Genomic DNA, 14,944 nt, shown 5'->3' with positions numbered 1-14,944 from the left:
CCGGGCTCTCGTCATGGAAAAGACCAAGCAGGTGACGGACGTGCCCCGGCACGTCGCGATCATCATGGACGGCAACAATCGCTGGGCGAAGAAGCGTCTGATGCCCGGGGTAGCCGGGCACAAGGCTGGCGTGGATGCCGTCCGTGCGGTGATCAAGACCTGCGCCGAGGCGGGCGTCGAGGTGCTGACGCTGTTCGCCTTCTCCAGCGAGAACTGGCAGCGCCCGGCCGATGAGGTCGGCGCGCTGATGGAGCTGTTCCTCATGGCCCTGCGTCGTGAAGTGCGCAAGCTCAGTGCCAACGGCATCCGCCTGCGCATCATTGGCGACCGCAGCCGCTTCGCTCCTGAGTTGCAGGCGGCGATGCGCGAAGCCGAGGCGCTGACCGCCAATGGCAGCAGCATGCTGCTGCAGGTGGCGGCGAACTATGGCGGCCAGTGGGACATCACCCAGGCGGCCCAGCGTCTTGCCCGCGAGGTGCAGGCCGGCCATCTGGCGGCGGAGGAGATTACCCCGGAGCTGATCCAGGGTTGCCTCTCCACCGGCGACCAGCCGCTGCCCGACCTGTGCATCCGCACCGGTGGGGAGCACCGCATCAGCAACTTCCTTCTCTGGCAGCTGGCCTATGCCGAGCTGTATTTCTCCGATCTCTACTGGCCCGACTTCAAGCACGAAGCCATGCAGGCTGCGTTGCAGGACTACGCCTCTCGTCAGCGCCGTTTCGGCAAGACCAGCGAGCAGGTCGAGGCCGAGGCACCCCCGTCATGTTGAAACAACGAATCATCACGGCGCTGATCCTGTTGCCGATCGCGCTGGGTGGTTTCTTCCTGCTCGATGGCGCGGCGTTCTCGCTGTTCATCGGTCTGGTCGTCAGCCTTGGTGCCTGGGAATGGGCGCGTCTGGCCGGTTACAACGAACAGCCCGCTCGCGTCGGTTACGCTGCCACCGTCGCCGCGCTGATTCTGGTATTGGCCTGGCTGCCGCAACTGGCAGGAGCGGTGCTGGTGCTGGCCCTGCTCTGGTGGGCGCTTGCGACCGTCATGGTGCTGACTTATCCGGATAGCGCGTCGAGCTGGGGTGGGCGCTGGCGCCGCCTGCTGATCGGCCTGCTGATCCTGCTGCCGGCCTGGCAGGGGCTGGTGCTGCTCAAGCAATGGCCGCTGTCCAATTGGCTGATCGTTGCCGTGATGGTGCTGGTCTGGGCTGCCGACATCGGCGCTTACTTCTCCGGCAAGGCCTTCGGCAAGCGCAAGCTGGCCCCGCGCGTCAGTCCGGGCAAGAGCTGGGAAGGTTTCTTCGGCGGCATGGTGCTGTGCCTGGCGATCACCGTCGCTGTCTCCATCTACCGCGACTGGACTGTCCGCGAGCTGCTGCTGGCGCTACCGTGTGCGGCCCTCGTGGTGGCCCTGTCGGTGATCGGTGATCTGACCGAAAGCATGTTCAAGCGCCAGTCCGGCCTCAAGGACAGCAGTAACCTGCTGCCCGGGCACGGTGGCGTGCTGGACCGCATCGACAGCCTGACCGCCGCCATCCCGGTGTTCACCGCGTTGCTCTGGGCCGTGGGCTGGGGTACGCCGTGAGTCATCCGCAGTGGATCACCGTGCTGGGGGCGACCGGTTCGATCGGCCTCAGTACCCTCGACGTCATCGGGCGTCACTCTGATCGTTACCGCGTCTTTGCGCTCAGCGGCTTTTCCCGGCTGGCTGAACTCGAGTTGCTTTGCCTGCGTCATCGACCGCGGTTTGTCGTGGTGCCGGAGACTGAACAGGCCCGTGCGCTGCAGGATCGCCTGAGTTCCGCGGGGCTTGAAGCCCGGGTGCTGGTCGGCGAGGCTGGTCTTTGCGAGGTTTCCGCCCATCCCGAAGTGGATGCGGTGATGGCGGCCATCGTCGGTGCTGCGGGTCTGAAGCCCACTCTGGCGGCTGTCGAGGCTGGCAAGCGGGTCTTGCTGGCCAATAAAGAGGCGCTGGTGATGTCCGGCGCGCTGTTCATGGATGCCGTGCGAGCCAGTGGCGCTGTGCTGCTGCCGATCGACAGCGAGCACAATGCGATCTTCCAGTGCATGCCGGCGGACTATGCTCGCGGCCTGGGCCAAGTGGGTGTTCGTCGCATCCTGCTGACGGCTTCGGGCGGCCCGTTCCGCGAAACGCCGCTGGAACAGTTGGGCCTGGTTTCGCCAGAGCAGGCCTGCGCACACCCCAACTGGTCGATGGGGCGGAAGATTTCTGTCGATTCGGCGAGCATGATGAACAAGGGCCTGGAGCTGATCGAGGCCTGCTGGCTGTTCGACGCCGCGCCGTCGAAGGTCGAGGTGGTGATCCACCCGCAGAGCGTGATCCACTCCCTGGTGGACTACGTTGACGGCTCGGTGCTGGCCCAACTGGGTAATCCGGACATGCGGACCCCCATTGCTCATGCCCTGGCCTGGCCGCAGCGGATCGATTCCGGCGTTTCGCCGCTGGACCTGTTCTCCATCGCCCGCCTGGACTTCAGTGCGCCCGATGAGCAGCGTTTCCCCTGCCTGCGCCTTGCACGCCAAGCGGCTGAAGCAGGTGGCAGCGTGCCGGCGATGCTCAATGCGGCGAACGAGGTGGCCGTCGCGGCGTTCCTCGAGCGGCGCATCCGCTTCACGGATATCCCGGTTATCATCGACGAAGTGCTGAACCGCGAGGCGCACACACCGGTCGAATCGCTCGATGCGGTGCTGGCGGCCGACCAGCGCGCACGCGGCGCCGCACAGGCGTGGTTGCAGGAGCGCGGGCATTGAGCCCGAGGAGGTAGCGATGAGCGCCCTTTATATGGTGGTGGGATTGATTGTCGCCCTGGGCGTACTGGTCACCTTCCACGAATTCGGACACTTCTGGGTTGCCCGCCGCTGCGGGGTCAAGGTCCTGCGCTTCTCCGTGGGCTTCGGCACGCCGCTGGTGCGCTGGCACGATCGCCACGGCACCGAGTTCGTCGTCGCCGCCATTCCCCTGGGTGGCTACGTGAAGATGCTCGATGAGCGGGAGGGCGATGTCCCCGCCGAGCTGCTCGACCGCGCCTTCAATCGCAAGACCGTGTTCCAGCGCATCGCCATCGTTGCGGCGGGGCCGATCGCCAATTTCCTGCTGGCCATCCTGTTCTTCTGGGTCCTGGCCATGCTGGGCAGCCAGCAGATCAAGCCGATCATCGGCTCCGTGGTGGCGAACAGTCCCGCGGCCATCGCCGGTCTGGCGTCTGGCCAGGAAGTCGTGGCGGTGGATGGCGAGGCCGTCGACGGCTGGAGTGGCGTCAACCTGCAGTTGGTGCGCCGTCTCGGTGAAACCGGCGAGCTGAGCGTTTCGGTGCTGGAGCAGGGATCCAGCGTTCCGGCCGTGCACCAGGTGCGCATTAGCTCCTGGCTGAAGAACGAAGATAATCCCGACCCCATCGGCGGTCTGGGGATCCAGCCCTGGCGACCTGCTGTCGCACCGGTAATTGCTGAGCTGGACGAAAAAGGGCCTGCCAAGGCTGCCGGCCTGCAGATTGGTGACCGTCTCGTCAGTCTGGATGGCCAGTCGGTCACGGATTGGCAAGAAGTGGTCTCCCGTGTCCGCGCTATGCCTGAAGGTAAGGTGACGCTGGGTATCGAGCGCGCAGGGCAGCGCGAGGAGCTTGCCCTGACCCTGGCGGCCAAAGGCGAGGGCAAGGCCCGCACCGGTTACCTGGGCGCGGGTGTCGCCGGTGGTCAGTGGCCGCCGGAAATGCTTCGCGAAGTGAGCTATGGGCCGGTGGCAGCGGTGGGACAGGCGCTCTCCCGAACCTGGTCCATGAGCCTGCTAACTCTGGATTCTCTAAAGAAAATGGTGCTCGGGCAGCTCTCGGTAAAAAACTTGAGCGGGCCGATAACCATTGCTAAAGTGGCGGGCGCTTCAGCCCAGTCCGGCGTAGGGGATTTTCTGCATTTCCTCGCCTATCTGAGCATCAGCTTGGGGGTTCTCAACCTGTTGCCGATTCCTGTCCTCGATGGCGGGCATCTGCTGTTCTACATGGTCGAGTGGGTGCGAGGTCGCCCACTGTCGGAGCGGGTCCAGGCTTGGGGGATGCAGATTGGCATCAGCCTGGTAGTCGGGGTCATGTTGTTGGCCCTGGTCAACGATCTGAGTCGACTGTAGCCGCCCATTGGTTTTCGGATCTGCCGCCCTTTGCGGCAGATTCTCTATTTGTCAGTTGGAATAAAAGGACTCCATGAAACGCTTTCTGCTTCCCGCGGCCCTTTCCGCGCTGATGATCGCCCAGGTTCACGCCGAGTCCTTCACTGTTTCCGATATCCGGGTCAACGGCCTGCAGCGCGTGTCTGCCGGCAGCGTGTTCGCGGCGCTGCCGCTGAACGTCGGCGAGCAGATCGACGATCGCCGCCTGGTCGAAGCGACCCGCTCGCTGTTCAAGACCGGCTTCTTCCAGGACATCCAGCTCAGCCGTGATGGCAATGTGCTGATCGTCAACGTGGTCGAGCGTCCGTCCATCTCCAGCATCGAGATCGAGGGCAACAAGGCCATCACCACCGAAGACCTGATGAAGGGTCTGAAGCAGTCCGGCCTCTCCGAAGGCGAAATCTTCCAGCGTGCGACCCTCGAGGGCGTGCGTAACGAATTGCAGCGCCAGTACGTGGCCCAGGGCCGCTACTCCGCCGAGATCGAGACCGAAGTCGTGCCGCAGCCGCGCAACCGCGTTGCGCTGAAGATCAACATCAACGAAGGCACCGTGGCGGCCATTGCCCATGTCAACGTGGTGGGCAACACCGTCTTCTCCGAGGAAGACCTGACCGACCTGTTCGAGCTGAAGACCACCAACTGGCTGTCCTTCTTCAAGAACGACGACAAGTATTCCCGCGAGAAGCTCTCCGGTGACCTGGAACGTCTGCGTTCGTACTACCTGGACCGTGGCTACATCCACATGGATATCGCCTCCACCCAGGTGTCCATTACCCCGGACAAGAAGCACGTCTACATCACCGTCAACGTCAACGAAGGCGAGAAGTACACCGTCAGCGACGTGAAGCTCTCCGGCGACCTGAAAGTGCCGGAAGACGAAGTGAAGAAGCTCCTGCTGGTGAAGAAGGGCCAGGTGTTCTCCCGCAAGGTGATGACCACCACCTCCGACCTGATCACCCGTCGCCTGGGTAACGAGGGTTATACCTTCGCCAACGTCAACGGCGTTCCCGAGCCGAACGACGAGAACAAGACCGTGTCGATCACCTACGTGGTCGATCCGGGCAAGCGCGCCTACGTCAACCGCATCAACTTCCGTGGCAACACCAAGACCGAGGACGAAGTACTCCGTCGCGAAATGCGCCAGATGGAAGGCGGCTGGGCCTCGACCTACCTGATCGACCAGTCCAAGCAGCGTCTCGAGCGCCTGGGCTACTTCAAGGAAGTCAACGTCGAAACCCCGGCTGTTCCGGGCACCGACGACCAGGTCGACGTCAACTACAGCGTGGAAGAGCAACCGTCCGGCTCGATCACCGCGAGCGTGGGCTTCGCCCAGAGCGCCGGTCTGATCCTCGGCGGCTCGATCAGCCAGAACAACTTCCTGGGTACCGGTAACAAGGTCAGCATCGGCCTGACCAAGTCCGACTACCAGACCCGCTACAACTTCGGCTTCGTCGACCCCTACTGGACCGTCGACGGCGTGAGCCTGGGCTACAACGCCTTCTACCGCAAGACCGACTACGACGAGCTCGATGTTGACGTTTCCAGCTACTCGGTGAACAGCCTGGGTGCCGGCGTCAGCATCGGCTACCCGATCAGTGAGACCTCGCGCCTGACCTACGGCCTGACCGTGCAGCGCGACGACATCGACACTGGCGCCTATACCGTCGACGAGATCTTCGACTTCATCGAGAAGGAAGGCGACAGCTTCACCAACTTCAAGGCGTCCATCGGCTGGTCCGAGTCGACCCTGAACAAGGGCGTGCTGGCGAACCGCGGTCACTCGCAGAGCCTGGTGCTGGAAACCACCATTCCGGGTAGCGATCTGTCGTTCTACAAGCTCGATTACCGTGGCCAGATCTTCGCGCCGCTCACCGAAAACTACACCATGCGCTTCCATACCGAACTCGGTTACGGCGGCGCCTACGGCGACACCGATCGCCTGCCGTTCTACGAGAACTACTACGCCGGCGGCTTCAACTCGGTGCGTGGCTTCAAGGACAGCTCCCTGGGCCCACGCAGTACGCCTAGCCGGGTAACCGATCCAAGCACTGGTGCGGTGGTCTCGGGCCCGGATGCCAACGGCCGCTACACCGACCCGGATCAGGATCCGGAAGCCTTCGGTGGTAACATCCTGATCACCGGCGGCGCTGAACTGCTGTTCCCGCTGCCGTTCGTGAAGGACCAGCGCCAACTGCGCACCGTGCTGTTCTATGACATCGGCAACGTGTTCGACACCGACTGCCCGACCTCCACCACCCAAGGTTGCGACGGCGTCAAGTTCCAGGACATGGCCATGTCCGCGGGTGTCGGTTTGACCTGGATCACCGCTCTGGGCCCGCTGAGCTTCAGCCTGGCGACTCCGATCAAGAAACCGGATAACGCCGAAACCCAGATCTTCCAGTTCTCCCTCGGGCAGACCTTCTAATTGGCCGTATCGTTGTAATGACAACCATGCTTTGTGCAGGAGTGCATTGTGCGTAAGTTGACCCAGTTCGTCCTGATCACCGCCGCCCTGGCAGCGAGCCCCGCGTTCGCCGACATGAAGATCGCGGTGCTCAACTATCAGATGGCACTCCTCGAGTCGGATGCGGCCAAGCAATACGCCGTGGATGCCGAGAAGAAGTTCGGCCCCCAGCTGACCAAGCTCAAGGCCCTGGAAACCGATGCCAAGGCCCTGCAGGACAAGCTGGTCAACGGCGGCAGCAAGATGTCCGCTTCCGAGCGCGACAAGGCCGAAGGTGACTTCAAGCAGAAGGCCCGTGACTTCCAGTTCCAGTCCAAGGAGTTGAACGAAGCCAAGGCCGTCGCCGACCGCGACATGCTGAAGAAGCTCAAGCCGAAGCTGGACCAGGCCGTCGAGGAAACCATCAAGAAAGGTGGTTATGACCTCGTGGTCGAGCGTGGTGCCGTGGTCGACGTCAAGCCGCAGTACGACATCACCCGCCAAGTCATCGAGCGCATGAACCAACTGCGCTGATGATGACCGAGCTGTCCTTTACCCTCGCCGAACTGGCTGCGCAACTCGATGCCGAGTTGCGCGGCGATCCCGCTCAGGTGATCAGCGGGCTGGCTACCCTGCAGGACGCAGGCGCCGGTCAGTTGAGCTTCCTGGCCAATCCGCAGTACCGCAAGTTCCTCGAAGGCAGCCAGGCCAGCGCCGTTCTGCTGACTGCCGCTGACGCCGAAGGCTATACCGGCAATGCGCTGATCGTCCCCAATCCCTACCTGGCCTATGCCGGCCTGTCCCACCAGTTCGACCGCAAGCCCAAGGCGCCGGTCGGCATTCATCCCACCGCGGTGGTCGATGAAGGTGCGCAGGTCGACGCGAGTGCCAGCGTCGGACCCTATGCCGTCATTGAGGCCGGTGCGCAGATCGGTGCCAACGTCACCATCGGTGCCCACTGCTTCGTCGGCGCGCGCAGCGTGGTTGGCGAGGGTGGCTGGCTTGCGCCCCGCGTGACGCTCTACCACGACGTGCGCATCGGCAAGCGCGTGGTGATCCAGTCCGGCGCCGTGCTGGGTGGTGAGGGCTTCGGCTTCGCCAACCACAAGGGCATCTGGCAGAAGATCGCCCAGATTGGCGGCGTGACCCTGGGTGACGACGTCGAGATCGGCGCCAACACCACCATCGACCGTGGTGCGTTGTCCGATACCCTGGTGGGCAATGGCGTGAAGCTGGACAACCAGATCATGATCGCCCACAACGTGCAGATCGGTGATCACACTGCCATGGCCGGCTGCTGCGGGATTTCCGGCAGCGCCAAGATCGGCAAGCATTGCATGCTCGCCGGCGGTGTCGGCCTGGTCGGCCACATCGAGATTTGTGACAACGTCTTCGTCACCGGGATGACCATGGTGACCCGTTCGATCACCGAACCGGGCTCCTACTCGTCCGGTACCGCCATGCAGCCTGCGGCTGAATGGAAGAAGAGTGCCGCGCGCATTCGTCAGCTGGATGACATGGCCCGTCGTCTGCAGCAGCTGGAAAAGCGCGTGGCCGCCGTGACCCCAAGCGGAGACGCTCCATCAGATGCGTGATCCACGCATTTTTTGGCGTTTCCCTTTTCTGAACAGGCTCCCCTGAACATGATGGACATCAACGAGATTCGCGAATACCTGCCTCATCGCTACCCCTTCCTGCTGGTGGATCGGGTGGTCGAGCTGGACATCGAAGGCAAGCGCATTCGCGCCTACAAGAATGTCAGCATCAACGAGCCGTTCTTCAATGGCCACTTCCCGCAGCATCCGATCATGCCGGGCGTACTGATCATTGAGGCCATGGCCCAGGCGGCCGGCATCCTCGGTTTCAAGATGCTCGACGTGAAGCCGGCCGATGGCACCCTGTATTACTTCGTCGGCTCCGACAAGCTGCGCTTCCGCCAGCCGGTGCTGCCGGGCGACCAGCTGCAGCTCAATGCCCAGTTCCTGAGCGTCAAGCGTGGCATCTGGAAGTTCGATTGCCATGCCACCGTCGATGACAAGCCGGTATGCTCGGCCGAAATCATCTGTGCGGAACGCAAACTATGAGTTTGATCGATCCTCGCGCCATCATCGACCCGCGCGCAAAGCTGGCTGACGACGTAGAAGTGGGCCCCTGGTCCATGGTCGGGCCGGATGTGGAGATCGGCGAAGGTACGGTGATCGGTCCGCACGTGGTAGTCAAAGGCCCCACGAAGATCGGTAAGAACAATCGGATTTTCCAGTTCTCCAGCGTGGGTGAAGATACCCCCGACCTGAAGTACAAGGGCGAACCGACTCGCCTGGTGATCGGTGACAACAATGTGATCCGCGAGGGTGTGACCATCCATCGCGGCACCATCCAGGATCGCTCGGAGACCACCATCGGCGATCACAACCTGCTCATGGCCTATGTGCACATCGGCCACGACAGTGTGATCGGCAACCATTGCATCCTCGTGAACAACACCGCGCTGGCGGGGCATGTGCATGTGGATGACTGGGCGATCCTCTCCGGCTACACCCTGGTACATCAGTTCTGCCGCATTGGCGCGCACGCCTTCTCCGGCATGGGCACCACCATCGGCAAGGACGTTCCGGCCTATGTCACGGTCTTCGGCAACCCCGCCGAGGCCCGCAGCATGAACTTCGAAGGCCTGCGCCGTCGCGGTTTCAGCGCCGAATCGATCCAGGCGCTGCGCCGTGCCTACAAGGTGGTCTACCGCCAGGGCCTGACGGTGGATGAGGCACTCGGCGAGCTGGCCGAAGTCTCCGAGCAGTACCCGGAAGTCGCAGTGTTCCGCGACTCCATCCAGAGCTCCACCCGCGGCATCACCCGCTGACCATGCAACCGACCGCACGCAAGCTGCGCGTCGCCCTGGTCGCGGGCGAGGCGTCCGGCGATATCCTCGGCTCCGGCCTCATGCAGGCGCTCAAACAGCGCCACCCCGATATCGAGTTCATCGGCGTCGGCGGTCCGCGCATGCAGGCCGAAGGGCTGCAGTCGCATTTCCCGATGGAGCGCCTGGCCGTCATGGGCCTGGTCGAGGTGCTGGGTCGCTTGCGCGAACTGCTGCGCCGGCGCAAGGACTTGGTGAAGATGCTGATCGCGGCCAGGCCTGACGTGTTCATCGGCATCGATGCGCCGGATTTCAACCTGAACATTGAATTGAAGCTGCGCCGCGCGGGGATCCGTACGGTGCACTACGTCAGCCCCTCGGTCTGGGCCTGGCGGCAGAAGCGTGTGCTGAAGATCAAGGAAGCCTGCGACCTCATGCTCGCGCTTTTCCCCTTCGAGGCGCGCTTCTACGAAGAACATGCGGTGCCGGTGCGTTTCGTCGGGCATCCGCTGGCCAACACCATTCCGCTGGAAGCCGACCGCGCCGGTGCGCGCGAGCGTCTCGGTCTGCCGCAGGAAGCCAGCGTCGTCGCGCTCCTGCCCGGTAGCCGGGGAGGGGAGGTCGGCAAGCTCGGCGCGTTGTTCCTCGATACCGCCCAGCGCCTGCTCCAGGATCGCCCGGACCTGCGCTTCGTGCTGCCTTGCGCGAGCCCCGAACGCCGCGTGCAGATCGAAGAAATGCTCGCGGGTCGCAATCTGCCGGTGCAATTGCTCGACGGAGCTTCCCACGAAGCGTTCGCCGCCTGCGACGCCGTACTGATCGCCTCCGGCACCGCCACGCTGGAAGCCCTGCTGTACAAGCGGCCGATGGTCGTCGCCTACAAGGTGGCGCCGATGACCTACCGCATCCTCAAGCGCCTGGTGAAGAGTCCCTACATCTCGCTGCCGAACCTGATGGCCGGCCGCCTGCTGGTGCCCGAACTGATCCAGGATGCGGCGACTCCAGAGGCGCTGGCCACGACCTTGTTGCCCCTGCTCGACGACGGCAGCGTGCAGACTGAATCCTTCGACGCCATCCATCGCGCCCTGCGCCAGGATGCGTCCGCGCAGGCCGCCGAAGCGGTGCTCGCCCTGGTGGAGAAACGCTGATGCAGATGGGCCTGGACTTCACCCTGGTGGAAGAACTGGTGGCCGGTGTCGACGAAGTCGGTCGTGGTCCGCTCTGCGGTCCCGTGGTCACCGCGGCGGTGATCCTCGATCCGGCTAGGCCGATCAAGGGCCTCAACGACTCGAAGAAGCTCAGCGAAGCGCGCCGCGAGGCGCTGTTCGACGAGATCCGCGAGAAGGCCCTGGCCTGGTGCATCGCCCGTGCCGATGTGCACGAGATCGACCAGCTGAACATCCTCCACGCCACCATGCTCGCCATGCAGCGCGCGGTGGAAGGCCTCAGCGTCACGCCGAAACTGGCGCTGATCGACGGCAACCGCTGCCCGAAACTGCAGGTGCCGTCGGCACCGGTGGTGCAGGGCGACGCCAAGGTTCCGGCCATCGCCGCTGCCTCGATCCTGGCCAAGGTTAGCCGTGACCGCGAGATGCAGGAAATGGAGGCGCTGTACCCCGGCTACGGCATCGGCGGCCACAAGGGCTACCCGACGCCAGTGCACCTGGAGGCGCTCAAGCGTCTGGGCCCGACGCCCATCCACCGTCGCTCCTTCGGGCCGGTGCGCGCCTTGCTGGAAAACCCTGCCGGCATCCTGTAACACCCTGTTATTACTCTGGAATTCCTCGCGGCCAGCGGCCCGCCGGTGACTTCAAACACCCGGCGCGACGGCTGGCCCATTGATCCCTGTAGCTTTGCGGACAGCCCCGGTACAATCCGGGGCTTGCCGTTTTTCGCGTTTGCCAAGGACCACCATGACCGCCACCTTCGTTCACCTGCGTCTGCACACCGAATTCTCCCTGGTCGACGGCCTGGTACGGGTCAAGCCGCTGATCAAGGCGGTCGGCGGGGCGGGCATGCCGGCGGTGGCGGTGACCGACCTGAGCAACATGTGCTCGCTGGTGAAGTTCTACAAGACGGCCATGGGTGGCGGCATCAAGCCGATCTGCGGCGCCGACATCTGGCTGGCCAACCGCGACGAGGACGGCCCGCTGACCCGCCTGACCTTGCTGGCGATGAACGCCAAGGGCTACCGCAACCTGACCGAGCTGATTTCCCGTGGCTGGCAGGAAGGCCAGCGCAATGGCGAGATCATCATCGAGCGGCAGTGGGTGAAGGACGCCGCCGAAGGCCTGATCGCGCTGTCCGGCTCCAAGGAAGGCGAGATCGGCATGGCGTTGCTGGAGGGTGACGACGCCCTGGCGGACTCGCTGCTGGCCGAGTGGCTGGAGGTCTTCCCGGACCGCTTCTACCTGGATATCCAGCGCACCAGCCGAGTCAACGACGAAGAGCACGTGCACGCCGCCGTGGCCCTGTCGGCGCGCAGCGGCGCGCCGCTGGTGGCGACCAACGACGTGCGCTTCATCAAGGAAGCGGACTTCGAGGCCCACGAGACCCGCGTTTGCATCGGCGAAGGCCGTGCCCTGGATGACCCGCGCCGTTCGCGCAGCTATTCCGACCAGCAGTACCTGAAGAGCCCGGAAGAAATGGCCGAGCTGTTCAGTGACATTCCCGAGGCTCTGGAAAACTCCGTCGAGATCGCCAAGCGCTGCAACATCGACGTGCAGTTGGGCAAGTACTTCCTGCCCAACTTCCCGATCCCCTTTGATGACATGGACATCAACGACTACCTGCGCCATGTCTCCTACGAGGGCCTGGAGGAGCGCCTGGCGGTGCTCTGGCCGAAGGACACCACGCCGAACTACGAAGAGAAACGGCAGCTCTATGTCGATCGCCTGGAGTTCGAGCTGGGTACCATCATCCAGATGGGCTTCCCCGGCTACTTCCTGATCGTGATGGACTTCATCAAGTGGGCCAAGAACAACGGCGTGCCGGTGGGCCCCGGCCGGGGCTCGGGTGCCGGTTCGCTGGTCGCCTATGTGCTGAAGATCACCGACCTCGACCCGCTGGCCTATGACCTGCTGTTCGAACGCTTCCTGAACCCCGAACGTATTTCCATGCCCGACTTCGACGTCGACTTCTGCATGGAGGGCCGCGACCGGGTGATCGACTACGTGGCCGGCGCCTACGGTCGCAACGCAGTGAGCCAGATCATCACCTTCGGCTCCATGGCCGCGAAGGCGGTGGTGCGCGACGTGGCGCGGGTGCAGGGCAAGTCCTACGGCCTGGCCGACAAGCTGTCGAAGATGATTCCCTTCGAAGTGGGCATGACCCTGGAGAAGGCCTTCGAGCAGGAGGAAATGCTCCGCGACTTCCTCAAGACCGACGAGGAAGCCCAGGAAATCTGGGACATGGCGCTCAAGCTGGAAGGTGTGACCCGTGGTACCGGCAAACACGCCGGTGGCGTTGTGATCGCGCCGACCAAGCTGACCGATTTCGCTCCCATCGCCTGTGACGAAGAGGGCGCCGGTCTGGTGACCCAGTTCGACAAGGACGATGTGGAGGCCGCCGGCCTGGTGAAGTTCGACTTCCTCGGCCTGCGTACCCTGACCATCATCAAATGGGCGATGGAAATCATCCATCGCATCCAGCAGAAGGCTGGCGAGACCGATCTGGTCGACATCGATCGCATTCCGCTGGACGACAAGAAGACCTACGACCTGCTGCAGAAGGCGGAGACCACTGCGGTTTTCCAGCTTGAATCGCGCGGTATGAAGGAGCTGATCAAGAAGCTCAAGCCGGACTGCCTGGAAGACCTCATCGCACTGGTGGCGCTGTTCCGTCCCGGTCCGCTGCAGTCGGGCATGGTGGACGACTTCATCAACCGTAAGCACGGTCGTGAGGAGATCTCCTACCCGCACCCGGATTACCAGTACGCCGGCCTCGAACCCGTGCTCAAGCCGACCTACGGCATCATCCTGTACCAGGAACAGGTGATGCAGATCGCCCAGGTGATGGCGGGATACAGCCTCGGCGGCGCGGACATGCTGCGCCGCGCCATGGGCAAGAAGAAGCCCGAGGAAATGGCCAAGCAGCGCGGCGGCTTCATCGAAGGCTGCTCCAGCAATGGCATCGACGAAAACCTCTCGGGCAACATCTTCGACCTGGTGGAAAAGTTCGCCGGCTACGGCTTCAACAAGTCGCACTCGGCCGCCTATGGCCTGGTGTCGTACCAGACCGCCTGGCTGAAGACCCACTGGAAAGCCCCGTTCATGGCCGCAGTACTCACTGCGGATATGCAGAACACCGACAAGGTGGTGACGCTCATCGAAGAGTGCCGCCACATGAAGCTGCGCATCCTGGCGCCGGACGTGAACAACTCCGAGTTTCGCTTCACCGTCGACGAGGACAACCAGATCGTCTACGGCCTGGGCGCGATCAAGGGCGTCGGCGAAGGTCCGGTGGAAGCCATCACCGAGTGCCGCAACGAGGGCGGGCCCTTCAAGACCCTGTTCGACTTCTGCGACCGCATTGACCTCAAGCGCGTCAACAAGCGCACCCTGGAGGCGCTGATCCGCGCCGGTGCGCTGGATCGCCTCGGCCCGCACTTCCATGAAGAGCAGAAGGCCTACCACGCCCACGTCGACATCAACCGCGCCGTGCTGCTGGCGTCCATGGAAGAAGCCGTCAAGGCTGCCGAGCAGACCACGCGCAGCCATGACAGCGGCCACATGGATCTGTTCGGTGGCGTGTTCGCCGAGCCCGAGGCGGATGTCTACGCCAACCACCGCAAGGTCAAGGAGCTCAACCTCAAGGAGCGCCTGAAGGGCGAGAAAGACACCCTCGGCCTGTACCTGACCGGTCACCCGATCGACGAGTACGAAGGTGAGGTGCGACGTTTTGCCCGCCAGCGCATCGTCGAGCTGAAGCCCGCGCGTGATACCCAGACCGTCGCCGGCTTGATCGTCAACCTGCGGGTGATGAAGAACAAGCGCGGCGACAAGATGGGCTTCGTGACCCTCGATGACCGCTCCGGCCGTATCGAAGCCTCGTTGTTCGCCGAAGCCTTCGCCGCCAACCAGGCGCTGCTGCAGACCGACGCGCTGGTAGTGATCGAGGGCGAGGTCAGTCAGGACGATTTCTCCGGCGGCCTGCGCCTGCGCGCCAAGCGCGTGATGGGCCTGGAAGAGGCGCGCACCTCGCTGGCGGAAAGCCTGCGCGTGCGCGTCCATGCCGATGCGCTCAAGGGCGACCGTCTGCGCTGGCTGGCCGACCTGTGCACCCGTCACCGCGGCAGCTGCCCGGTCACCGTCGACTACAGTGGCGAGCAGGCGCGCGCCCTGTTGCAGTTCGGCGAGCAATGGCGGATCGATCCCGCAGACAACCTGATTCAAGCGTTGCGTGACCAGTTCGGCCGCGACAACGTCTTCCTCAACTACCGCTAGTGAGGCCGGTGGCCAAAGGCCGCCCGCCCG

Annotated in this window: 12 protein-coding genes; all 12 read left to right on the top strand. The window is 63.7% G+C overall.

The window, feature by feature from the left end:
* Positions 1-13: 13 nt before the first annotated feature.
* The 12 genes from uppS to dnaE all read left to right on the top strand — a co-directional run bounded on the left by uppS (position 14) and on the right by dnaE (position 14,914).
* Positions 14-769, top strand: a complete 756-nt coding sequence (gene uppS / locus IB256_RS22405) for a polyprenyl diphosphate synthase (protein WP_192289353.1) — start codon at positions 14-16, stop codon at positions 767-769.
* Positions 763-1,578 carry a phosphatidate cytidylyltransferase gene (locus tag IB256_RS22400; protein WP_192404099.1) on the top strand — a complete coding sequence of 272 codons (816 nt, stop codon included), beginning with the start codon at positions 763-765 and terminating at the stop codon, positions 1,576-1,578. Before uppS ends, IB256_RS22400 begins: the two co-directional genes overlap by 7 nt.
* Entirely contained in the window at positions 1,575-2,765 is a 1,191-nt protein-coding gene (ispC, locus tag IB256_RS22395; protein ID WP_192289349.1) for a 1-deoxy-D-xylulose-5-phosphate reductoisomerase, read from the top strand. Before IB256_RS22400 ends, ispC begins: the two co-directional genes overlap by 4 nt.
* A gap of 16 nt (positions 2,766-2,781) precedes the next feature.
* Entirely contained in the window at positions 2,782-4,134 is a 1,353-nt protein-coding gene (gene rseP, locus IB256_RS22390) for a sigma E protease regulator RseP (protein ID WP_192404097.1), read from the top strand.
* A 73-nt stretch (positions 4,135-4,207) separates the two neighbouring features.
* Entirely contained in the window at positions 4,208-6,598 is a 2,391-nt protein-coding gene (gene bamA, locus IB256_RS22385) for an outer membrane protein assembly factor BamA (RefSeq protein ID WP_192289345.1), read from the top strand.
* Positions 6,599-6,646: 48 nt separating this feature from the next.
* Positions 6,647-7,150, top strand: a complete 504-nt coding sequence (locus IB256_RS22380) for an OmpH family outer membrane protein (RefSeq protein WP_081517893.1) — start codon at positions 6,647-6,649, stop codon at positions 7,148-7,150.
* Entirely contained in the window at positions 7,150-8,211 is a 1,062-nt protein-coding gene (lpxD, locus tag IB256_RS22375; protein ID WP_192289343.1) for a UDP-3-O-(3-hydroxymyristoyl)glucosamine N-acyltransferase, read from the top strand. The genes IB256_RS22380 and lpxD overlap by 1 nt, the downstream gene beginning before the upstream one ends.
* A 48-nt stretch (positions 8,212-8,259) precedes the next feature.
* On the top strand, positions 8,260-8,700 hold the full coding sequence (gene fabZ, locus IB256_RS22370) for a 3-hydroxyacyl-ACP dehydratase FabZ (protein WP_081517895.1): 441 nt from the start codon (positions 8,260-8,262) through the stop codon (positions 8,698-8,700).
* Positions 8,697-9,473 carry an acyl-ACP--UDP-N-acetylglucosamine O-acyltransferase gene (lpxA, locus tag IB256_RS22365; protein ID WP_192404095.1) on the top strand — a complete coding sequence of 259 codons (777 nt, stop codon included), beginning with the start codon at positions 8,697-8,699 and terminating at the stop codon, positions 9,471-9,473. Before fabZ ends, lpxA begins: the two co-directional genes overlap by 4 nt.
* A gap of 2 nt (positions 9,474-9,475) precedes the next feature.
* The gene (gene lpxB / locus IB256_RS22360; protein ID WP_192404093.1) at positions 9,476-10,618 is read left to right on the top strand and encodes a lipid-A-disaccharide synthase; all 1,143 of its coding nucleotides are present in this window, start codon (positions 9,476-9,478) and stop codon (positions 10,616-10,618) included.
* Positions 10,618-11,229 (top strand): ribonuclease HII, encoded by a 612-nt coding sequence (rnhB, locus tag IB256_RS22355; RefSeq protein WP_192289337.1) that lies wholly within the window; start codon positions 10,618-10,620, stop codon positions 11,227-11,229. The genes lpxB and rnhB overlap by 1 nt, the downstream gene beginning before the upstream one ends.
* Before the next feature lie 154 nt (positions 11,230-11,383).
* Positions 11,384-14,914, top strand: a complete 3,531-nt coding sequence (gene dnaE / locus IB256_RS22350) for a DNA polymerase III subunit alpha (RefSeq protein ID WP_192289335.1) — start codon at positions 11,384-11,386, stop codon at positions 14,912-14,914.
* The last annotated feature ends 30 nt before the right edge of the window (positions 14,915-14,944 follow it).

Origin of the sequence: Pseudomonas sp. PDM17, from assembly GCF_014851985.1 — a bacterium.
Classification (GTDB): domain Bacteria; phylum Pseudomonadota; class Gammaproteobacteria; order Pseudomonadales; family Pseudomonadaceae; genus Pseudomonas.
Note: the sequence above shows the minus strand (reverse complement) of the source record. Positions and strands in the feature narration are given on the sequence as shown.